We start from the raw sequence: 19,707 nt of genomic DNA, 5'->3' as shown, positions 1-19,707 counted from the left end.
AAAAAAATAACGCTAGTTCCAACCAGTAAACCTGTCTGGACTAGCATTATTCAGTTAATTGGTTCTAAAATGGAGGTTCTTCGTCTAGGTCTTCATTTGTCGAAGTAACGTTATCTTCGAGTAGTTCCTTGGCAAAATCGGGAGTTTCGGGCGAGTGAGAATTTTTGCTAACTTGGGTGAGTTCGTTAATCGGTTGTGCTGAGATAAAGTTTCTAATTACGAATGTGGCAATCTTCTCTTTGTACTCACCCCTGTTATCTACCACTAAATCAAGATATCCTTCTGCTGTACCATGTACGCCTTCCCCTTGTTCGTTGATGACGACAGCAGGTGCGCCTTTGGAACGGAATGGTATCTCGTCAGTAACGACTCCTTCCTTGGAACGGTAGTAGAATTCAGCAATTCCAAAAGCAATCAAGGAACCTTCTTTGTCGTGGGTTGTGTTCACTGATTTAAGATTAATAGTTGCAGTATTATGAATCATGGTCGTTTGGTTTGTAGATTGATTAGATGGTTGATCGCCTATGATTTATAGTGCATGGGCGATTTGTAATTTTCTAGAAATTTGCGTTAGCTACAGCCTGTGTTTCGTTTGGTACAGAAGTAGATGTAGATTCTTCCTTACGGGGTGAACCTAATAATTCGATGGCGTTGATTGTGATTACAGGTTTTTGCCGCATAGTGCCAGAATTTTTATCAGCCCAACGATCAAATCCAAACTCGCCAGTAATTGCAATCTGAGTCCCTTTACGAACGTAATTTCCAATCACTTCTGCTTGATTTCCCCAAGCGACTAAATCAAACCAAAGGGCTTGTTCACTTCTGTAGGGTGGTCTTACTGCAATAGAGATTGAAGCTTTAACTGCTCCCGACTGTTACAGTCGATAAGCAAGTCGCCCTGCTTACCTCTGTTTCAGAACCGTGCGTGCGACTTTCACCGCACACGGCTCCTCAATAACTCAGCTTGCGTATGTACCTTGTGCGTGTATGGTGTCGTGGCAGTGTCGATGTACCAGTGTGAGATTATTGAGTTTGTTATTTCCGCGATTTTGATCGATGTGATGAACTTCCATAATGTCTTCACTGGTAAACATGAGATGACATTCGCTACATTTTTTCTCCTGTTTAATCAAGAGTTTGGCTACTACATGACGTAGCATAGGATGTTGAGCCAGACGATTACTCCAGTAAGTTAGATCGCCATCATAGGGGCTTCTTTCCCCTTTGATTTTGATGTGCCTTTTTATATGTGTGTCCCGGTATCTTTCTAGGACATATTCATTATCTGGAGTCATGAATTTCCAGCCTAATCCTCTGTTGACCCCCCAGTAATTGGAGACTAACTCAGTATTGTTTTGTCCCCGATTTTTTCTTTTCTTAGCCCAGGCAAACAATTTCTGGTACAAAATACTATCCATATTGTTAAAAGTATGACTGCTAGCAACAGTTGAGTAATATGCTGCCCACCCTCTAATAACTGGGTTAAGCGCATTAATTACTTGTTCTTGGCTAGATTTGCCATTTCTTTCCAGTAGGTCGTCGATTTTGTTCAAATGTCGTTTGATGGCTTCTTTACTGGGTCTGATGAACGTTTTGTGTCCTCGTTTTCTTTCAGTTCCGCCAACTGACCCACTTTGTTTATCACTACATGGATACTGTCGGATATGAAATCCCAAGAAGTCGAATCCTACCTTTTCTTCATATTTCATGAATGTATGAGTGATTCGCGTCTTAGATTCTTTGAGAACTAACCCCATTTCACTTAACCATGTTTCTATTAGCTGTTTTGCTTCTAGAACTACTTCCAAACTCTCATCCATAAGAACAAAATCATCTGCATATCTGACGAAACTAGGTTTTCGTTTTCTGCTAGTTTTTCCTGTTCTTCTAGAGAAATTTTTCGTCAACATTTCTTCGATTCCATGTAAGGCAATGTTGGCAAGTAGAGGTGAAATTACTCCTCCCTGTGGCGTGCCTTCTTCTGTGGGGAATAACGTTTTTCCATCCATAACTCCAGATTTGAGCCAAGCTCTAATCTGCCTTCTAAATGTTGGCGTTGTGTTGAGTTTATCAAGTAGCTTTTCATGGTTAATGCGGTCAAAGCACTTCTCAATATCTGCATCTAAAACATATTTTGGCTTCTGCACAATACCGTTATAAATTGCAGCTATTGCATCATGACATGACCTGCCAGGTCTAAAACCATAACTGTTAGGCTCAAATTTCGCCTCCCATTCTGGTTCTAGAGCCAGCTTCAACAGGGCTTGCTTCGCTCTTTCTCTCATCGTTGGTATTCCTAACGGTCGCATCTCAACACTCCCAGGTTTAGGAATCCATACCCGTTTTGTTGGTTGAGATTTGTCACTCAGGTTTAGGTTGTTGGCAAGATGAATTTTCTGGTGATTTCTGAGTCTTGAGACTCCATCAACCCCAGACGTATTTTTGCCTTGATTGTCCTGAGTTACCTTGCGGACTGCTACCGCTTTGGCGTTCCACGATTTGGTCAACAGCCTTTGTAGCCGACGAACTGCCTTGACATCACCACGCTCTGAGGCTCGATAGATTCTTTTTTGAAGCTTAAAAACTAATCGCTGGGTTTGTGACCAGTTGATTGTCTCCCATTCATACATCGGCTTGTTTGCCGTGTCCATGACTTTTTGACTCCTACTGAATTATCCATCTCTGAGTTACCGTGGCTCTGTCTGCATATCCTTTGGCTTTCCCAAAGGCTTTGGCTTCTGAGCCAATCCCTCCCTTCAATTCCATACGGGTGACTCCCTGCTCACAAAATCGACCACTGTGAGAGAAATTGAGGGGTTATCCCGTTCCTAGCTTCTGCTTTGCGATGGGTTTAGAGTTCTACTATCCGCCGGGTTTGTATGGGGATGCTCTAGGTCAAACTTCGGATTGCCTAGCCCAAATCCTTGCCTTTTGGCACAGCCAATAACCTGTGTAGGCTGATATGAATGACGACGGCTCAAACGTAGATTCAGAAAATCTTACTCATGCCCATCTCTGCTTGGGGGGATTCTCTGTCAGGTTCAGAGTTACCTCCGTTACTCCCCGCTTCATTAGTTTGATAGTCAATCGCTCTAATGGGGGTGTTGCATCTCCTTGCATCTAGAAGGAGGGAATTGAAATTCTAAAGAGTTTATTAAAAGTTTGATTTCTCTTAATATTTCTTAGAAATCTCACCCTCTCAGAAGCTAAGTTGTCAAGGTTCTGTAGGCATTCCTACTTATCCTTGCGAATGGCTTCCAACCTCAAGAGAGATTGGTTTCCCATTCAACGGGTCGCACCGAAAAATTTCAGATCGGGTTCTTGTCCACATCTGCCAACTAGCATGACTTTGTTGATATAGTTCATAACGCGAGAATTGATATATTTCTTTTATTGCTGCGTCAGCATTAGTTCTTTTAGGATTTATCATTTTGATGAATTGTTTTATTTAAAGCACACTTTTTGCTTCATACTTATGAGTTATTTTTTATTTTTGTTTCTCATACCATTGCGGTTTTTACTAAGGAACGACAAGTTATCTTGTGCTATGGTGGGATCGCAAATGTCGTCATATGTATCTAAAAATTATAAGTAATGACTTATGCTTGAATATCTTCTCCTGAAGCGAGTAAGTATTTGTAAGCTGATGCTCTTGGCTTTGATGTGGATACAGTTCGATGAAGACAGCCAAAACCAGCTTACTCCTGACTACTCTTCACCTTTGCAAGTAGAAAATCTTACTTGGTTAGGAGAAACATCTGTTGGAGAAGATGTTGAGCATTTTTGTGATGTTTCCAATACCGCTAGGATAGGCGTTTGGGGAGAAATTCTAGAACTGAAGTTAGTAGATTTAATTGCTGATTTACCAACTTGTTTACACGATGCTTCATGGTTTGCTCTACTGGCAATTACTATGATGTTGGTGGATAAGGAATTAGAGGGGATATGCGTACACCCACAAGATGAGTATTTTGCCCGGACTATTGCGCTTGAAAGTTTAGCTGATTTGGGTGATTCTTACTTAGCTAAAGGACATCCTTATTTAGATTTTCCTCTATCTTTAGAAGACGCTAAATCATTACTGCCAGTTAATAGAAAGCAAGAGCTAGAAATCGAGTTAGAGAAATTTCTTATTGATACTTATGAATACGATTTTGATGATGAAGCACCGGATACTAGTGAGTTTTCGCCCATCTACTTGCAAGATATTTTAAAAGAGTTTTTTGTTGAATCTGACTGGAAAGGTGATATCAATCAAGAGGCGGTTGCACAGCTTCAAGAAAAGTATGGTTCACAGTATTCAGAAGGTGCGTTCTCTCCTGAAACTAAGGAACACGAGCGTTGGGGCAAAACGCTTGTTTTTCTCAAACAATTTATAGGTCTGGATTCTAGTTTTATCGAAAGCCAAAGCGATTTGTTCCTTGATGAATCTCAAGCAGCTGACTTACCTGATTACTTTTGTATCAAGTCTCATTTAGAACGTTGGCAAGACCGAACAGTTGTCTTATCCCGGTTGGTTCATACTTTAGTTCATTTTTTACTGGTAGGACAAAATTATCATCCTAGTCATATACAAGATTTGATGGCTATTCCAGTTTCTTCACGGGCTATATCAAGCCTACAAGCTTGTTTAGGTGTAGCTGCTTACAGAAGTGGTTATTACATGGCTGCTTCAAATATTCCCGAATCAGAAATTGGGCGGAACTGGTTGCTACAAAAAACTTTCCCTAACCTGCTTGAGTTTTATCAAACAGGTCGGTTGAATGGAAAACAATAATTAATATTCTGCTGTTGGATTAATAAAGACAAATTTATATTTATGAAAAAATATTTATTTATAGGATTATTCTTACTGGTTGGATGTTCATCTCCAGAAAAAGAAAATAAAGTTTCAGCTATAGAATCGAATCCTTCACCTACGCCTTCATTATCCTCAGCTAATGTTAATAATGCTACGCCGTCGTTAAATTCAGAAGTGTTACCTGATTTATCAAATAAAGAGAAGCTTGGAGAAGTTAGTGCAGAAAACGACTTAATTGACTCGTTTTATTTTGATGGTAATGGTGTAAAAGTGAGTTTGACTGTAGCGGCTGATAAAGCTTGTTTTGTCTACGTGCGGCGCAGTACTCCAGACCGAGTTGGTGAGGTTGAAATTGAGTCACTACGGCGCGAAAAGTTAGGTCTATGGCGTTCGTATAATACTCAGCGGCTTCTAACTCAATCTGCTGGCAATAGACTAAGTGTTTATTCATCAAGTGAAGAACTTTCTTCTACTTATGAAAATCCTGCCATATCACCAAAAATTCTTGTAGCAGCAAAAGAATTGAACGAGCGTGAAAAATCATTTAAATTACTTTTGCGTCAGGACTTGAGGGCAAGTGATTCAGCAAGACGAATTTATGTCAATCAGTGTCAGAAATTAGGCAATTTTTATTACAAGGAAGAACTTCCTCCTCTCACGGACAAAGAGAGGAAGGAATTTGGGAGGAGTGTTGAAAAAAGTATTAACAATTAGTTATTAAAACAGTGACAATTGCTCCATCTTAGTATTACTTTCAGTTGAAGTTGCTGTAACAGGGTGCTTGTTGTTATTTGAAGACTTCTTACCCCATCCCTCTTTCGCCGCGTGTTTGACTACACGAGAACGGATATCAGCAGCCAGGGTTTCATAATCAGAGCGAATTTTGTCATACGAAACCGGAGTTGTACCAATCTTCTCCCAGAGGTTTTCGTAGTTAAAATTCTTGAAAGGTCTGTGCTTAACGAGGGCATCATAACTTGCCCAGAGGTAAACATCTGTCCATTCGGATGATAGCGGCACTTCAAAAGCAATTGGCATCATCAGTGCAACAACTTCGCTACTAGAGGCGAGTTTACCTACTTCTCCCTTGTCTATCTCTTGTAAAGCTGCATCTAATCTATCAACTGCGATCGCTTTTCCTACCCAAGTGGGAATTGACTGTTGCCAACCGTTCTGCTGAGTCACAACTGGCCCGGCGATGTATTGAACAATTTCACGGCTTGCTCCTGCTAGATCGAGTAGACTAGCTGTTACAGCTTTATTAATCCCTTGGCTAGTTAGTAGCTGAAGTATCTTTCTAGTGCTAGGGTTTAATATTTCGCTAGCTTTTTGGCTTTTACTGTTACGGATGGTTTCTTCGACATCGAATAAACTGTGTTGCTGGTTCATATCTTTTATGTGTAAACAAATACTGCCAGCTAGAAATACTTCTAACTGGCAGTACTTTTTGATAATGAGTGGGTTTTGTTATGGCAGAAGTAGGCTATCCCAAACACTTCTGGGCGTAACGTGATGCAGCAATTGCTTTTTTGCTTGGGTGAATTTAGCTAGTAGCTTAGTGCTTTTTAATTTCTGCCACCAGTTGTATTGTAGGTAGGTAAGCAACCATAACTGCGTTTGGTGATTCCAGCTTGAGATGGAGTTACTTAAACTGAGTGCCTTGAGGATATCGTCAGGAGGCACTTCCAGTTCCTTTGTGATTTCTTGTGAGATGGAAGCTAACATTTTAATATTGGCGATCGCTTGACCAGGACTGCCCGAACTGATAGCTAGTATTTTTTCTGTTGCCTCAATCTGTTGGTCTTTAAGGACAGAAATAACCTCCTCATCAGTTAACCTTTGGAAAGGTATGATTTGACACCTACTCTTGATAGTGGGTAATAGCTTTTGAGGATAGGATGATATCAGAATAAACGTTCCAGTTTTGGGTTCTTCCAGCGTCTTGAGAAGTTTGTTAGCGGCGGTAGGGTTGAGCATATCTGCTTCGTGGATAATCACAACCTTTTGCTTGCCCTCGACTGCACTAGTTGAGAGAAATTCAATTACCTCGCGCACCTGTTCTACTCGGATAGCAGGGACACTTTTCTGCTGGGAGGTGTTTTCGATATAGGTTGGTTTGATTTGTAAGATGTCTAGATGTTTAGATTCTCCTGCGTTCGTGGAGCGACTTCCTTTTGAGAGTATCGCATTTGCGAACGCCAGAGCAGTTTTTCCTTTGCCTACTCCCTCAACTTCGCTGCTAAATAGGTATGCAGGAGCAATTTGATTACGTTCGATTGCTTCAGTTAGTAGAAGTTTGGCGGTATGCTGTCCGATGATTTCTGTAAATAAGTCGTTTTTCATATCGTGCAAATTTCAATAATTCGACTAATTAAATTGTTAGTGCCGCTTTTGAGTTCCGTTTCGAGTTGTAAAAGTAAGGTAAGGCTGTTTTTTAGTTTTTGAACGCCTACAAACTTGATTTCATCTTTGAGGTAATACAATCTTTTAGGGTTATTCAATTCGGCTATTTCTGCAATCTTCATGTCAGATAATTTAGATTCTACGCCAGCTTTAATTATTAGCCAAGTGCGAAAAACTGACGTAAGAGTTGCTACTATTTTGAGTGGATGTTCATTACTATCTAGTAGTTTATCCACCTGCGCTATTGCCAAGTTTGAATGATTTCTTAACATAGCCATAGTAAGCTTTTGATAGTCAGTATTGTGATTACTAACTAATTGTTTTATTTCCTCAACGGAAATAATTTTTTCACTTGCATAGACAGCAAGTTTAGCAAATTCGCTATCGGCTCGTGCAGTGTTATTACCAATTGCTTCGACCAGATAATCGGTCACATCCGATGTAAGTTTAACTTGATGGATAGCTGCATACTTCCCTATCAAACTAACTATCCCCTTTTTATCCCAACAAGGAACGAGAGGAAACTCTTCTTGTTGAGCATATTTTAAGATAGTTTTCACTACTGTTCTACGGGAATCTGGCTTTTTGTTACTAGTAATTAAGAGAATGTTACTTGCAGGTATTCGAGAAAGTTGATTTTCAAGTTCTTGGTTATTATCCTCATTTGATAAACTTCCAATTAATTGCTCGCTGTCTGTATGAACAATCTTATTACCCTCTCCAAAGGGTAAAGTCATAACCTCAGTAAAAACCTTGGCAGCAATATTTTTCTCATTTCCAGATAGCTTGATGTAGTTGAAAGCTTTCCATTCAGCATGAACATTTTGATTCACCAAATGGTTGATTTTTTGGTTGAGCGAATAGGTATCTTCGCCGTAGTATAGGTATACTGGCATCATAGATTAGATAAACATCTAATTATCATGCGTTAGTTATAAGCAGTGGTTAAAAAAAGAAGAGTTAGTATTAACTCTTTCTACTTGCTTGGTATTTATTATGTGTGACCAGTAAACACTTACTTAAGTTTGTACTGGTTGTACGAAATTTTGAATTGAGTCTTTATCAATATGGTTATCTATTGGTTTATTACCCAAGTATTTGCGCCAAGAATCTAACTGTTGAAGATACTCTATCACTCCACTAGAACCAGTTACCTCGTATAGTGTAATAGCTGTTTCCCATTCCTTTAGGCTAGCTTGTTTCTCTGAGAGAATTTTGACTATAGCTTCGGGAAGTTTAGTGTCTTTACCAGTATCTAAATTTAGGTGTGGTGTGTTTTCTAGTAATATTTCTTGTCCATATAGAGTAACACCATCATCTTTTATATTTGTAGTATGAAGTTGAACACTAATCTCTGATAAAGGAAGAGTATATTGAATAAAATTTTTAACTTTTTTGGTTTTAGTATTTCTCCTTTTTGGTTTAATAGTAACAGGGTTGTTTGGTTCTGCAACTTCGTAACATTGGGGGAGTTCTAGAGAGAGTTGACCTGTTAAGTGCCATGATGCACTTCGTTTTTCTGGTGGGGTAATGCGATAAGAAAACTCAGCTGTTTTCCTGGGGTCGCCAGACTTTCTTAGTTTGACCCACATGTTGTAGCTGATAATTCCTTGGATGTAAGTTTTTGGGTCTAATATTACTGGGTTTGTGTTTTCCCACCACTCAATTTGAACTACGCGATCGCCATCTAATTCGTAGATAGTTCTAACTCTAGCATTAGGATGAGACGACAGGAATGAGTTTACCCAAGCCCTTTGCTTTTTATTAAGCCTGGGCTTGCGAGAAGAGGATTTATTTTTCATTAGTTACAGACAAGTGAGAATGTATGAATTTGAAAAACCTTTATAGTTAGGTCTTCAAAATTTACCTAAAATCTCAACTTTGTTCATTTAGAAAAGAGATAACTGACGTTTGTTACTTTCTAGTGTTGCAGGAGCAGCTATTTTAAGAATTTCTTCTCGCCTTTTTTCAATAAGGTGAAGATAGTATTGACGTGAGTAATTCTCATTACTGCTGATATTGGTTATGCCACTAATTCCGTAATAGTAAGTGACTACATCTCCAGGTTTCCCTAGTTTGAGGATTTCTTTTTCACCCTCTTTAATTTTGCGTGTGATTGCAAGTTTTTCTTTTGGATATTCCCTTGATAAAATCTGGGATTTGATGTGTGCATAATAATCTTCTGCTACTGATACATTTTGAATTAGCAGGGTTAAATACTCAATAGAAAACTCTTTCTCCAATTGAGAGCGATCGCGGTTGCGCCAGTTGCCTTTAGTGATGATTTTCCCGTCTGGAAGCCATAAAAGGTAATTTTTGGTTCCCCGTTCGGGGATAAACATAGCGTCGGCGATAAACTCTAGCTTGACAGTTATCCCTTTAGGCAATTGAGATTGAAGTAAACTACGTACCTCTTCTGGGTTGGGATGTGTGAAAAACACTCCATCGGTGTCAACTTCCACAGGAGTACCACCGTGCCGAGTGATAATTTCAATCATGAGCTTGAGTACTTTTCGACTGTAGGCTGTAACTAATGCAGCAGCTTCCATATCATTGAAGGCGAGTTCAGAGGTGCCTAAGAATCCAAACTCAGAGTTAGCTAAAACCTTGACGGATTCTCTTTTTTCCTTAGCAGCAACATCTCCAGCAGATGCAAGTTGTTCCAGCCTAGATTTTTCATTCACCAAATATTGCAGAATACTTAGCCCAATACGTTCTGTATCTTTAATTGAGCAAATACCCTTGTCTAGCATTGCCCAAGGGTGCATTGAGCTAATATCTGCATATCCAACCCTTCTATACAGCCCAGGAATAGAGTAAGCCATCCCTCCTTGAAATTTGTACTTGCGATCAGGTTTTGGTTTATAACCTGGATAATGATGCTCAAATATTCGCTCCCATTTAGTACCATTACCAGCAAGTGTTAGCTGCTGGAGGTTCATTTCTGGTACAATTAGTGCTTCGTAATAGTATGAGGGTACAAGTCTATTCGCAATTAGCCGGGTGTCTTCGAGGTCGTACACAAGATACTCTTTCAGGCGTTTCCATCCCTTACTGTTGGGGCCATCTTTCCAACAAGTGAGGATTTCCTCATAGGGAAGAACTAGCCTAGTGTTCTGGCGCAGTCCCATGTCCAATACAGCCTTTTTGAGCGATCTGCCGTTAGTTAGCTTTTTGGCTATGAAATCCCACCTCAGAACACATATATAAATGTCTACGTGTTGGCTATTTCGGATGAACACCTCCTGAATTTTTAGTGGCTCGCCCCGTACTTGGGCGGTACGAATAGTCCGAGATTTGGATGCAACTTGAAATGGGTGTTTTATACCGTGCAAGTTGCATCGAGTAATAATAAATGGAATATCAAATGCCATCCCGTTATATGTGAAAATTACATCTGGATTTCTTTTACTGAGATGGTTGATAAATTTGGTCAGTATTTTAGCTTCTGAGATATCCATGAAAATAGTAGAATATCCCCTTGAATCCATACAACCAATAGCATAAATACGGCTTTCAAATGGGTTGATTCCTGCTGTTTCAATATCAACAAATATTTGTAAAAGTTCCTGATACGGCTTGAGTTGTATTTTGGGCTGCCAAGGTTTTATTGGAGAGGGGTCTTTCCAATAAATGTTTAGTTTGTCTTCATCGACAACGATTCCCCCTCTAGATTTTTTTACAAAATCTCTGTGGTTATAATTCATTAATTAGAGATTTTCCTAATTCATGTTGATATTAATTTTTAACTATCAATTTAACTGCGTATGCTGCTGTGGTAGTAAATGTTAATTTATTTGGTTATTTGATTAAATAAATACAGAAATAAGTATGGTTAATCAGTACTTATGTATGAATTAAGCAATGAAACACGAGTGATTTTAATTGGTGGCTCCTCTCATGTAGGCAAATCCACCCTTGGCCAATCTTTGGCGGCGAGGCTTGGTTGGAGTTATCGTTCTACAGACAAACTCGCTCGGCATCCTGGACATCCTTGGGTGGGTGCAAATAGAAATGCTATTCCAGAACACGTAGCAGAACATTATGGAACTTTGTCTGTTGACGCTCTTTTTGTAGATGTATTGTCGCATTATGAGAAAAATGTGTTACCGCAAGTCGAGATTATCGTTCATTCTCATGCGTCTGATTTATCAACGGAATGCCTTATCCTTGAAGGCTCTGCATTATGGCCTGAATTTGTAGCGAATTTAGTTAGCGAAAATGGTGTTAAAGCGATTTGGCTTACGGCTAGTGACGAACTCTTCTCTTACCGAATCTTTAGTGAAAGTAATTTTTATAATGTAAGTGAGGATAAAAAGCACCTAATTCAAAAGTTTTTAGACCGTACCCTATTATATAATAAACGCATGAGGGAGAAGGTTGAACATCTCGGATTTATATGTATTGACGTAGAATCTGTGTCAGTGGCAGACGAACTTTTAAAAAAATGTATGGAAGTGATACAGATTTGGTAAATGGGGTTTTTAAGAGAAAATAAATATTAAGCCACTTAGTAGTTTTGGCATTTTAATTGTTACTGAAGAACCATAAATAGAGGGTTATAACCATAGTTATAACCCTGTTTACAGTTAAGCTTGCTGTAATTGTTTTTGTTGCAGCTTTTGGACAGCTTCTACCCAAGCAGGTGCTTTTTTACCATTAATAGGTGTCAGCTTTTGCCAGTGTTCTTGTAACTGCGTTTGTGTTAAGTGAGGTAACTGTTCCTTGCCCCAGTTAATCGCATCTTGAGCAGTTTTCCAATCTTTCCAGGGTTGTGATTGGTGACTATCCTTGTTGGTTGACACTATCTCGATAAATGTAGCTTCCAACCAAAGGTGCGCGTCTTCATCCCGCATGAGATTTTGGCGTGCCATTAAAAGTGCGATCGCGTTTCGGATCTGGTCGATATTCCACAACTGCGAGATACTTACTAATTCCTCCCAGGTGTCCTCTTCTAGCTGTGTAAGATGTCTGCTATTGAGATTAGTTTTGCACACAAGTAAGTCTTTGAGGAAGTTGACAAGACTTATATGGATAGCAGTTGTCTGTTTACCAGATTCAATCCAATCTTGAAGGATGCCTAAATTGCCCGTAATTTCTCCTTTGATGATATTTTCACAGACAGTGAGTAAATCGTATTCGGGAATAGTGCCTGATAGTTCCCAAACCCAGTTAGAGGTAATTTCCTCTTCACCTAGTAAGGTTAACTGGTCTAATAGTTTGAGTGAGTCGCGCAGATGTCCTTTGTTTGCTTTAGCTACGGCGGTAACTGCTGATGGTGCAATGTTGATACTTTCTTGGTGAGATATTTGTTCTAGGTAGCTTGCAACTAGCGAGACAGGAACTCTCTTAAAGTCGAACTTTTGGCAACGGGAGACAATGGTTTCTGGAACTTTGTGTAACTCGGTTGTGCAGAAGATAAATACTACATGACGGGGAGGGCTTTCAATGGTTTTGAGGAGTGCTTGCCACGATTGGGTGCTTAGGGCATGACATTCATCAATAATGAATATTTTGAATCTACCCTCCACTGGTGCAAACTGGATAGTGGATATAAGGTCTCGGATCACTTCTACCCCACTATTGCTTGCTGCATCCAGTTCGGTTACATCAACAGAAGAAGATGCTGTAATTCCCTTGCATGAATTGCATTCTCCACAGGGCTTAGTTGTCGGCTCATTGCTTGACTGACAGTTAAGAGATTTAGCGATGATGCGGGCGGTACTGGTTTTACCTGTACCTTTGGGGCCGCTAAATAGGTAAGCAGGTGCAATCTTTTGGAGTGCGATCGCATTTATAAGAGTGCGAACGATATGTTCTTGCCCAATAACTTCACTAAGAGTCTGGGGACGGTATTTGAGATGTAGTGGTTGGTACATAGTTTTGATGATTAAAAGTGTTTTATTTACTCCTTACCAACTGCACTGATAAGGAGTTTAATTTTTAAGCAGTCGCGGCTTCTTTTTTCGTTCGTGACGAGCGTGAGGTTGACTTACCTTTAGTAGTATCTTTCGCCACTAAAGATGGTGATTCTATTTGAGAATTTTCACTATCATTTGTTGCCTGCACTACATCTGTTACTTCTTCAGCGCTAGGCTCAGGTTGAGTGCTGGCTTCTGTCTTTGTACTTTGGTTATTTACCTTTTCAAACCCCTGCTTAATTTCTACAGGCATTACCAGATACAGCTGATTGAGCAGTCCTCCCATTGGGCAGATAATGACTGGTTGCGTAGGTTTGTTACACCGCACCACGATTTCGTCAGTACTGATGTGCTTCAATCCTTCGATAAGGTAGTCGATATTTAATCCAATACTGATGTTTTCTGAATGATTAGTTGCTGGTTTCATCAGTACCGAGTCAACTGCATCCCCGATATCAGTAGCTTCGGTGTAAAGTGTTGCCTGTGTAGCTTCCAATTCCCAGAGAATTTTGACAACCTTTTGCTTGCGTTCAGCTAGATAACTTACCCGCTTCAGTGCGCTCTCAAATCCCTTGCGTTCTAATGTAAATTCATACTCAAATGTTCTGGGAATCAAACTATTGATTTTGGGGTATTCTCCCTCTAAAAGTCGGGAAATGACCTTTGTATTAGGAAGACTAAACTCAATAGTTTTATTTGATAGAAGAATATTGCACACGCTTGTATCGGCACTTTGAGAGAGAATTTTGTTTAACTCGCTAAGTGACTTACCTGGAACAGTAAAGTCAATTGGGTCAGAATATTCGCTATCAAGTATTCCTGTGACTAGTGCTAATTTGTGACCATTTGTACTAGCAGCTTGCCACTTGTTGGTATCAATTTTGAAGTTGACACCAGTTAAAACTAACTTTGTTTCGTCACCATTGGTGCAATAGAGTGTCCCTTCAAGTGCAGCTTGGAGTTTCTTGGCACTTAAATTTACTTCTATTGGATTTTCTCCCTTGGGAATAGTTGGAAACTCTTCAGGTTTTCCACCAATCAGACGGCATTTACCGCTATTGTGAGTAATTATGCAGGCTTGGTTTTCTACCTCTAAGGTAATTTCTCCTCTGACATTGTTAATAGTGTCAGTTAATAATTTGGCTGGTAGTGCTACCTGACCTAACGTTTCTACATTAGCGGTCGTTGTAGTATGAATTGTGAGGTTAAGGTTTGTTCCTGTTGCTGATACTATCCCATCTTCATTTGCTATCAGTAAGATATTTCCTAAAATTGGGTCAGTAGGCTTAGGACTAATTGCGAGATAAGCGGTTTCTAAAATTTCTGCAAGTTTAGATTGTTCAATGTTTAGTTTCATTTGTTATTTTGCTTTTAGTAGATGATGTTTGAACGGGCGCTATTTCTAGCACCCTTTTCGGTTAAATGAGATAGTTGTTTTAGTAGGGCAGTTCTTCCATTTCAGTACTGTATGCTGTATAAGCTTGACCTGCTGTACTAGGAGGAAGTGCTGCTACTGCCATATCAGCTGCACCTACCAGGCGATTATGTTCTGCTACAACGGTTGATGTTTTACCGATGCGGTGAGAGAATTCGGGGTTTGCCTGCATTGTTGTTTGGATATCGATTTCTTTGCCTTCTGAGAAGAATTCGAGAAAATCGCTTCCATCGGGGTTTGGTGATTTATAAGAAGTGACAACTGCTACCCAAGATTTATCTCTTTGATTGACTGCTTCTTTAGGTTCAAGAGATGGCGTAAAGGTGGGTTGAAATACACCGAGGCGATGAAACTCTGCACGTTTTTCAGCGACAGTTGTATCAGTAAATCGGGCGAATGCAACTTCTAGTTCGCGTTGGAACTGTTTATAAGCCTCGCCAAATTTTGATGATGCAACGCCTTTAATTGATAAGACAATTGGTACTGAGTGCAGGTTATGATTATTTTCATCAACAAGTTGCAATAAGTAGAACCTTCTCAATACTGCGGCATCTTTGCCAAGTGCTTGGTACATTTCGTACCCATCAGGTGATTCGTACACTCCTACTATTTTGCCGTCATCGCGCTGTTCAATGTATCTGGGAGAGACATCAAGAATGTGCATCCTGGGCGATTGCAGCAATACTCCCATTTCTGGCGTGCCACTAGAGAAGGTGTGCTTGTGTGTAGGTTCTTGTCCTTGCCAGTTAATTGCTGCTAAGTATTTATCTTTGATAAACAACCCGACTTTTTCTGCTTCCATGTGGTTAATGACTTGGCAGATGCAGATGTTACTAATCGGCGCATTGTACTCAGGATTTGCAAATTTAGAAATAGCTAATTTACGCTTTTGTATGTTTGTACTATTCTGAACTGTTTGTTCAGGGGGTTCAGACTGGGATACTGCGCTTTCTTCAGTAGCAGAATTAGTAGGCTTTGTTTGACTTTTTGGCATAATTTTAATTAATTGAAATCAATCTTTAATGCGTAAAGCAAAAAGTCGTTGTAAAAAATAAAAGTCGTCTGTTGTTAAGACGACTTGAAAGATTGATTGATGCTTAGTTATTTAGATGAACTTTTCATCACACTCTCCCCTTAAGTCTGTAAAGCTGTCAATGCAAGTATCTCCCTGAATAATTTCAGTTTTAGTATTTATAAGTGTCTGGTATATTTGCTGAAGACTGATGATAATTTGTCTAAGAACAGATGTGTTTTCAGTTGTGAAAGTCAGTGACACAGATGCCATGCTTGAATTATGAATTGCGACTGTTTGTTCTTCAGGAGATCCATAACTGGTTATTTGACTGTCTTTACCAGGAATAAATCTATAAGAAGCAATAGTTTCAATTGCCATATTTATCTCCTTGTTCGTTGGGGTTTAATTTCAAGCATTTTATTACTAAGTTTGGTGATATTACTGACCTTCCAACCAGCAAGCTTGCACTTATTAAGTGCTACTTCTAACTCTTGCTGTGTAAGGATTTTGTATCTCATATATTGTCCCCATATAGGGAAAATATACGTGACATATTTAGTTTGATCAATTTGGCAGTATGCCATACGCTTGTAGTACACTATGGTTTAATGAGTTTAATGATTCTGGTAGCTACGTTTGTAGGATTATTTGAACTCAAGAAGGCATCTTTATCTACCATTTCCACATAGCTATTATTGGCTTGTAGCCAGCCTTTGAAGGTTTTGTACTTACGATTGAAGAAAACTGATTCAGGTATAACTGAAACTAATACACCACCCGTTACGAGTAACTTCCAAGCCTGGTAGATATGTTGGACAAGTTCACAAAATGGAGGATTCATGATACAGGCATTGTATAAATGACTGGGGTTAAACTCCAGAAAGTTTTTTCCTACGAGATTAAATCCTTTGAGTTCTAGAATTTGTCGTAAATCGTAATTAATCTCAACCACCTCTAGTTGAACATTAGGATAGGTATTAGTGATATACTCAGCAATATTTCCACTACCAGCACTAGGCTCTAAAATTCGCCAATTTGGTTTAATATCTGCCAGTTGAACAAGCCGTTGACAGACTGGTTTAGGAGTAGGGAAGAAATCTCCATCTTTCATGCCAATGATTTCTAACTCAAGCTTATTGAGTAGTTGCTTGGTAGTATCAATTGCTTCAGGTTTTACTACCTGTTGAATTTCTGTTATTGCGGATATGATTTCGCTTGGTATATGTAATCCGGCGCGACTTAAAGACTTTACCCAGTCTTGGTAATATTCGCCTGCCAATTTTTCGTGGACTTTCTGAATTGTTTCTCCCATTTGGAAAATTCTAAATAGGGCTTCTACTTGCGATTTGTGAGATATACCGCGTAGTATTGGTGGGATATTTCCTACTTCCCACATTTGTGCGATCGCAAATAACCAAGACTGGATAATCTCAAGTTCAATTCCTTCTTGGATGATCCCTTGAGCTATAGTTTTACGACGCTTTGTCGCCCTTTGATTTCCAATAGCAGGATTTTTCTTTTGGTCGATTGTTGACTGCATGGAAGCAGCTAAATTACGGAGGAATTCTGCTTTTTCTAAGTTAGGAATATTAAAAATATCTGCTATGGGTGAATTATCATCGTTGTAGGGTAGATTTAGTAGAGATAGTTGCATTACTTGATTCCTTTAAATCTTTGACGGCGCATTCAAGAATTAGGGAGGTTGGTACATTCCAAGCTTTTACCTCCCATTCAGTAGCTAATCGTTCTGAGTGACGGATAACTGCACTACTACATTTGTTTTTTCTGACAAGCCAATCTCTAAACTTTTCGGCTTGTTCTTTGGTATCGAACCCGAAATAGCTGGTTTTTCTATTTCCCAAGGGGTCAGTAATAGTCGCTACCCGACACGAGAGAATATTGAGCGTCCAACCACTGTTAGGAGTGAGTTCGATTTTCGTGATATTTAATTCTGTTGGATTCATATTTCAACTTCAGGAATTGCTGCTAAATATTCCATAGTTGATATTTCTTTTGCTAGCCATTTGTCATGTGCTTCTTGAGGGGTCATTTTGTGGGTTAAAAGTTTTTTCTCTTTATCATCTTCTACAAAAGGAGCGAGTGTTTCTTCTAGCCGGGCTTTGAAATTTAAATGTTTATCTTCAGAATAAGTAAACTGGTAAATACTATCAGTGTTAACGAACAGGTAAACCAGGCTAATTTGCTCCAATGGTATTCCAGTTTGTTCGTATAGGAGAAATAACCTCAGTTGAGTTTGCCACTTGCTCTCAATAATTTCAAATTTAAGAGGTTTTTGAATTGTCCAGTCAAACCCAACTACTTGATTTTCACTGTAGATAATGAGGTCGCACTCGCTGTAGAGAAGAATATCGTGGTATAAATATTGAAGTTGGGCGTTCCATTGTTTGTTGCCAGGAATATTTAGAAAAGGTTTTACCTTATCGACCCAGTTATTAATTTGGGGGTATGCCTTTAATAAAGCTTCGACTGGTAGCCCTAACCCAATTTGTTGCATAATGAGGTGAAACTGACCGCCAGCAACTTCAGATTCACTTTTGACAGTTAGATTACGATAATTTATCGTTGATAAACATTCTGGATTCTGTTCAACTAGTTCAAGTGTTTTGTGATTAAAACGATTCATGAAAATATATCCCAAATTTAGTTTTTGGGATATATATGCGTAAGCTATTTGTGGTAATTTAGCTGCGGATTATAGTATTTTTTAAGTTGGTTGATGCTTGTATATAAACTTCGGGTTGACATTGCTTTGAGGTCAAAATAACTGGCGAACTTTTTCAACCCCCCAGTGAGGGCTAATTCTAGTAAATACTGGGCTGCGATCGCACTCGTCATTTTATTGACGAATAGTGATTGATAATTCCGTGCTTGGATTTCTGCACATGAAAGGTTGTTGTCGCTAAGTTCTTCTGGCTGAGGAACTAGCAGTTCTGGGTGAACCAGCACCGGAGAGGGAAGATGCAACCAGAATTGAGGTTTGTCTGGGTTATTGGCAGCTTGGACTATATCAAAATTAGAGTGCGTTCCAATTACTACTTGTCCAGAGTAGTTGCTGTTTCCACAATCCAGCCAAAATAGAGATGCTGGCTCATTTGCACTGTTGATTTTGAGAACAGAGTGAATTTTGCTTCTAGCTGTGCTGTTATCTACACAACCAATGATTATCGTTAGGGTATTCCACCAACTAGCCGTGCGAATCATATCTTCTTCAAACCAGTCGCAAACGGCTGTAATCTCTATTCCATACTTGGCACTGCATCTTGCAGCCAGTGTTTCTGCCTTTGGTAGCCCAATTTCAGCTTGTTGATAATTTTGGCGGCTGATATTCTTGAGTTCGACAGTATCGCCATCAACGATCGCAAAGTTAATTTCTTTCCTAGTGCGCTGGAGTTGCAGAATAATTCGACATAAATCTTCTGCAAGAAACCCGCCTGTTCCTCCTATTCCTACTAAGACGAAGTTGATACGAGTATGATTGCGAGGTAAGACGGGTAAAGCTTGTTGGTAAGTAGTTAATTCGAGCATTTTACCTGTGGCGGCAGTTCAAATATTTGATTGGGGTTGATGTCGAAAAAGTGGTTGTATATCCCGATGCGGGTATAAATTGTGGGAATGGTATTCAGTGTGCCAATAATCGCGAACACTCGAAATTTGCCTTTTTCTTCTTGATTGTCTGCACTTGAAGGATAAGCAGCTAGAGTTCCATGACTGTGCATTTCCACAAAGCCATCTGTATAGTTTTTATTGAGTGCGCTTTCTAAAGATAAGACGTGAGTAGAGGACGCGGTTTGCAGTGGTGTGTGACACCACCATTGGTTGTTTGTCACTCCCAAGTAGAATAGGATTTCCTGTTGGGGGTTGATACTGGCAGCATTGATAATCTCGGCGATCGCTTGGCTGGGGACTTTTGGGACTTTCAGACGAAAGTAGGGTTCAAGGGGTTGGAGTCCAGCGACTTGAGTTTGAGTTAGTTGCAAGCAAACTTCTAACTCGCGGCGGTGCGATCGCAAGAAAAGCCCATTTGCTGCCAGCCAGTATTCCTGGAGTTTTTGACTGTAGGGAGGAAAGTTATTACTTGTAGCGAGGTGATAACCGATAAAAGGATTCATTG

General features: G+C 39.6%; 19 protein-coding genes and 1 pseudogene. 3 read left to right on the top strand and 17 right to left on the bottom strand.

Translation table 11 applies throughout. The features are described 5' to 3' along the window. Nucleotides 1–64: 64 nt before the first annotated feature. The 3 genes and pseudogenes from NIES593_RS17985 to ltrA all read right to left on the bottom strand — a co-directional run bounded on the left by NIES593_RS17985 (nucleotide 65) and on the right by ltrA (nucleotide 2,651). A complete protein-coding gene (locus NIES593_RS17985; protein ID WP_053458066.1) occupies nucleotides 65–484 on the bottom strand; it encodes a hypothetical protein in 420 nt (139 codons plus the stop codon). Nucleotides 485–557: 73 nt separating this feature from the next. After that, a pseudogene (gene ssb / locus NIES593_RS17980) lies at nucleotides 558–860 on the bottom strand (single-stranded DNA-binding protein); the annotation flags it as partial. Nucleotides 861–959: 99 nt separating this feature from the next. Then, nucleotides 960–2,651 (bottom strand): group II intron reverse transcriptase/maturase, encoded by a 1,692-nt coding sequence (ltrA, locus tag NIES593_RS17975; RefSeq protein ID WP_073600889.1) that lies wholly within the window; start codon nucleotides 2,649–2,651, stop codon nucleotides 960–962. A 950-nt stretch (nucleotides 2,652–3,601) separates the two neighbouring features. Between ltrA and NIES593_RS17970 the strand changes: the two genes are divergently transcribed. Further along, complete coding sequence (locus tag NIES593_RS17970) at nucleotides 3,602–4,777, top strand: hypothetical protein (protein ID WP_073600888.1); 1,176 nt, start codon at nucleotides 3,602–3,604, stop codon at nucleotides 4,775–4,777. Nucleotides 4,778–4,819: 42 nt separating this feature from the next. Next, on the top strand, nucleotides 4,820–5,515 hold the full coding sequence (locus NIES593_RS17965) for a hypothetical protein (protein ID WP_073600887.1): 696 nt from the start codon (nucleotides 4,820–4,822) through the stop codon (nucleotides 5,513–5,515). Between the two features lie 3 nt (nucleotides 5,516–5,518). Here NIES593_RS17965 and NIES593_RS17960 read toward each other — a convergent pair whose 3' ends face one another. From NIES593_RS17960 to NIES593_RS17940, 5 genes are all read right to left on the bottom strand, one after another. Then, complete coding sequence (locus NIES593_RS17960; RefSeq protein WP_073600886.1) at nucleotides 5,519–6,190, bottom strand: hypothetical protein; 672 nt, start codon at nucleotides 6,188–6,190, stop codon at nucleotides 5,519–5,521. A gap of 78 nt (nucleotides 6,191–6,268) precedes the next feature. Then, the gene (locus NIES593_RS17955) at nucleotides 6,269–7,144 is read right to left on the bottom strand and encodes a DNA polymerase III subunit delta' (RefSeq protein ID WP_073600885.1); all 876 of its coding nucleotides are present in this window, start codon (nucleotides 7,142–7,144) and stop codon (nucleotides 6,269–6,271) included. Continuing rightward, nucleotides 7,141–8,103: a DNA polymerase III subunit delta gene (gene holA, locus NIES593_RS17950; RefSeq protein ID WP_217651959.1), complete on the bottom strand. Its 963-nt coding sequence runs from the start codon at nucleotides 8,101–8,103 to the stop codon at nucleotides 7,141–7,143. The genes NIES593_RS17955 and holA overlap by 4 nt, the downstream gene beginning before the upstream one ends. Nucleotides 8,104–8,223: 120 nt before the next feature. After that, nucleotides 8,224–9,006, bottom strand: coding sequence for a hypothetical protein (locus NIES593_RS17945; protein ID WP_017307528.1), 783 nt, complete (start codon nucleotides 9,004–9,006; stop codon nucleotides 8,224–8,226). 87 nt (nucleotides 9,007–9,093) lie between these two features. Continuing rightward, nucleotides 9,094–10,911 carry a 3'-5' exonuclease gene (locus tag NIES593_RS17940; protein WP_073600884.1) on the bottom strand — a complete coding sequence of 606 codons (1,818 nt, stop codon included), beginning with the start codon at nucleotides 10,909–10,911 and terminating at the stop codon, nucleotides 9,094–9,096. A 141-nt stretch (nucleotides 10,912–11,052) separates the two neighbouring features. Between NIES593_RS17940 and NIES593_RS17935 the strand changes: the two genes are divergently transcribed. Continuing rightward, nucleotides 11,053–11,679, top strand: coding sequence for a 2-phosphoglycerate kinase (locus NIES593_RS17935; RefSeq protein ID WP_073600883.1), 627 nt, complete (start codon nucleotides 11,053–11,055; stop codon nucleotides 11,677–11,679). A 114-nt stretch (nucleotides 11,680–11,793) separates the two neighbouring features. Here NIES593_RS17935 and dnaX read toward each other — a convergent pair whose 3' ends face one another. The 9 genes from dnaX to NIES593_RS17885 form a co-directional block, all read right to left on the bottom strand. After that, nucleotides 11,794–13,083: a DNA polymerase III subunit gamma/tau gene (dnaX, locus tag NIES593_RS17930; RefSeq protein WP_073600882.1), complete on the bottom strand. Its 1,290-nt coding sequence runs from the start codon at nucleotides 13,081–13,083 to the stop codon at nucleotides 11,794–11,796. A 64-nt stretch (nucleotides 13,084–13,147) separates the two neighbouring features. Further along, nucleotides 13,148–14,482: a DNA polymerase III subunit beta gene (dnaN, locus tag NIES593_RS17925; protein ID WP_073600881.1), complete on the bottom strand. Its 1,335-nt coding sequence runs from the start codon at nucleotides 14,480–14,482 to the stop codon at nucleotides 13,148–13,150. Between the two features lie 79 nt (nucleotides 14,483–14,561). Then, on the bottom strand, nucleotides 14,562–15,554 hold the full coding sequence (locus NIES593_RS17920; RefSeq protein WP_083602483.1) for a DUF5895 domain-containing protein: 993 nt from the start codon (nucleotides 15,552–15,554) through the stop codon (nucleotides 14,562–14,564). A gap of 111 nt (nucleotides 15,555–15,665) precedes the next feature. Continuing rightward, nucleotides 15,666–15,953 carry a hypothetical protein gene (locus NIES593_RS17915; RefSeq protein ID WP_073600880.1) on the bottom strand — a complete coding sequence of 96 codons (288 nt, stop codon included), beginning with the start codon at nucleotides 15,951–15,953 and terminating at the stop codon, nucleotides 15,666–15,668. Between the two features lie 220 nt (nucleotides 15,954–16,173). Next, a complete protein-coding gene (locus NIES593_RS17905; RefSeq protein ID WP_073600878.1) occupies nucleotides 16,174–17,229 on the bottom strand; it encodes a DNA methyltransferase family protein in 1,056 nt (351 codons plus the stop codon). Further along, on the bottom strand, nucleotides 17,192–17,539 hold the full coding sequence (locus tag NIES593_RS17900; RefSeq protein WP_073600877.1) for a hypothetical protein: 348 nt from the start codon (nucleotides 17,537–17,539) through the stop codon (nucleotides 17,192–17,194). Before NIES593_RS17900 ends, NIES593_RS17905 begins: the two co-directional genes overlap by 38 nt. Next, nucleotides 17,536–18,219, bottom strand: coding sequence for a hypothetical protein (locus NIES593_RS17895; protein ID WP_073600876.1), 684 nt, complete (start codon nucleotides 18,217–18,219; stop codon nucleotides 17,536–17,538). Before NIES593_RS17895 ends, NIES593_RS17900 begins: the two co-directional genes overlap by 4 nt. A 44-nt stretch (nucleotides 18,220–18,263) precedes the next feature. Continuing rightward, a complete protein-coding gene (locus NIES593_RS17890) occupies nucleotides 18,264–19,121 on the bottom strand; it encodes a ThiF family adenylyltransferase (protein WP_073600875.1) in 858 nt (285 codons plus the stop codon). Next, the gene (locus NIES593_RS17885; protein ID WP_073600874.1) at nucleotides 19,109–19,705 is read right to left on the bottom strand and encodes a Mov34/MPN/PAD-1 family protein; all 597 of its coding nucleotides are present in this window, start codon (nucleotides 19,703–19,705) and stop codon (nucleotides 19,109–19,111) included. Before NIES593_RS17885 ends, NIES593_RS17890 begins: the two co-directional genes overlap by 13 nt. Nucleotides 19,706–19,707: the final 2 nt, after the last annotated feature.

Origin of the sequence: Hydrococcus rivularis NIES-593 (assembly GCF_001904635.1) — a bacterium.
GTDB lineage: Bacteria > Cyanobacteriota > Cyanobacteriia > Cyanobacteriales > Microcystaceae > Hydrococcus > Hydrococcus rivularis.
This window is presented reverse-complemented; position numbering and strand designations above follow the sequence as displayed.

Bases quoted from the DNA above. Each gene is read 5' to 3' on its own strand.
- NIES593_RS17985 (WP_053458066.1), bottom strand. From the start codon at position 484: ATGATTCATAATACTGCAACTATTAATCTTAAATCAGTGAACACAACC.
- ltrA (WP_073600889.1), bottom strand. From the start codon at position 2,651: ATGGACACGGCAAACAAGCCGATGTATGAATGGGAGACAATCAACTGG.
- NIES593_RS17970 (WP_073600888.1), top strand. From the start codon at position 3,602: ATGCTTGAATATCTTCTCCTGAAGCGAGTAAGTATTTGTAAGCTGATG.
- NIES593_RS17965 (WP_073600887.1), top strand. From the start codon at position 4,820: ATGAAAAAATATTTATTTATAGGATTATTCTTACTGGTTGGATGTTCA.
- NIES593_RS17960 (WP_073600886.1), bottom strand. From the start codon at position 6,190: ATGAACCAGCAACACAGTTTATTCGATGTCGAAGAAACCATCCGTAAC.
- NIES593_RS17955 (WP_073600885.1), bottom strand. From the start codon at position 7,144: ATGAAAAACGACTTATTTACAGAAATCATCGGACAGCATACCGCCAAA.
- holA (WP_217651959.1), bottom strand. From the start codon at position 8,103: ATGATGCCAGTATACCTATACTACGGCGAAGATACCTATTCGCTCAAC.
- NIES593_RS17945 (WP_017307528.1), bottom strand. From the start codon at position 9,006: ATGAAAAATAAATCCTCTTCTCGCAAGCCCAGGCTTAATAAAAAGCAA.
- NIES593_RS17940 (WP_073600884.1), bottom strand. From the start codon at position 10,911: ATGAATTATAACCACAGAGATTTTGTAAAAAAATCTAGAGGGGGAATC.
- NIES593_RS17935 (WP_073600883.1), top strand. From the start codon at position 11,053: ATGTATGAATTAAGCAATGAAACACGAGTGATTTTAATTGGTGGCTCC.
- dnaX (WP_073600882.1), bottom strand. From the start codon at position 13,083: ATGTACCAACCACTACATCTCAAATACCGTCCCCAGACTCTTAGTGAA.
- dnaN (WP_073600881.1), bottom strand. From the start codon at position 14,482: ATGAAACTAAACATTGAACAATCTAAACTTGCAGAAATTTTAGAAACC.
- NIES593_RS17920 (WP_083602483.1), bottom strand. From the start codon at position 15,554: ATGCCAAAAAGTCAAACAAAGCCTACTAATTCTGCTACTGAAGAAAGC.
- NIES593_RS17915 (WP_073600880.1), bottom strand. From the start codon at position 15,953: ATGGCAATTGAAACTATTGCTTCTTATAGATTTATTCCTGGTAAAGAC.
- NIES593_RS17905 (WP_073600878.1), bottom strand. From the start codon at position 17,229: ATGCAACTATCTCTACTAAATCTACCCTACAACGATGATAATTCACCC.
- NIES593_RS17900 (WP_073600877.1), bottom strand. From the start codon at position 17,539: ATGAATCCAACAGAATTAAATATCACGAAAATCGAACTCACTCCTAAC.
- NIES593_RS17895 (WP_073600876.1), bottom strand. From the start codon at position 18,219: ATGAATCGTTTTAATCACAAAACACTTGAACTAGTTGAACAGAATCCA.
- NIES593_RS17890 (WP_073600875.1), bottom strand. From the start codon at position 19,121: ATGCTCGAATTAACTACTTACCAACAAGCTTTACCCGTCTTACCTCGC.
- NIES593_RS17885 (WP_073600874.1), bottom strand. From the start codon at position 19,705: ATGAATCCTTTTATCGGTTATCACCTCGCTACAAGTAATAACTTTCCT.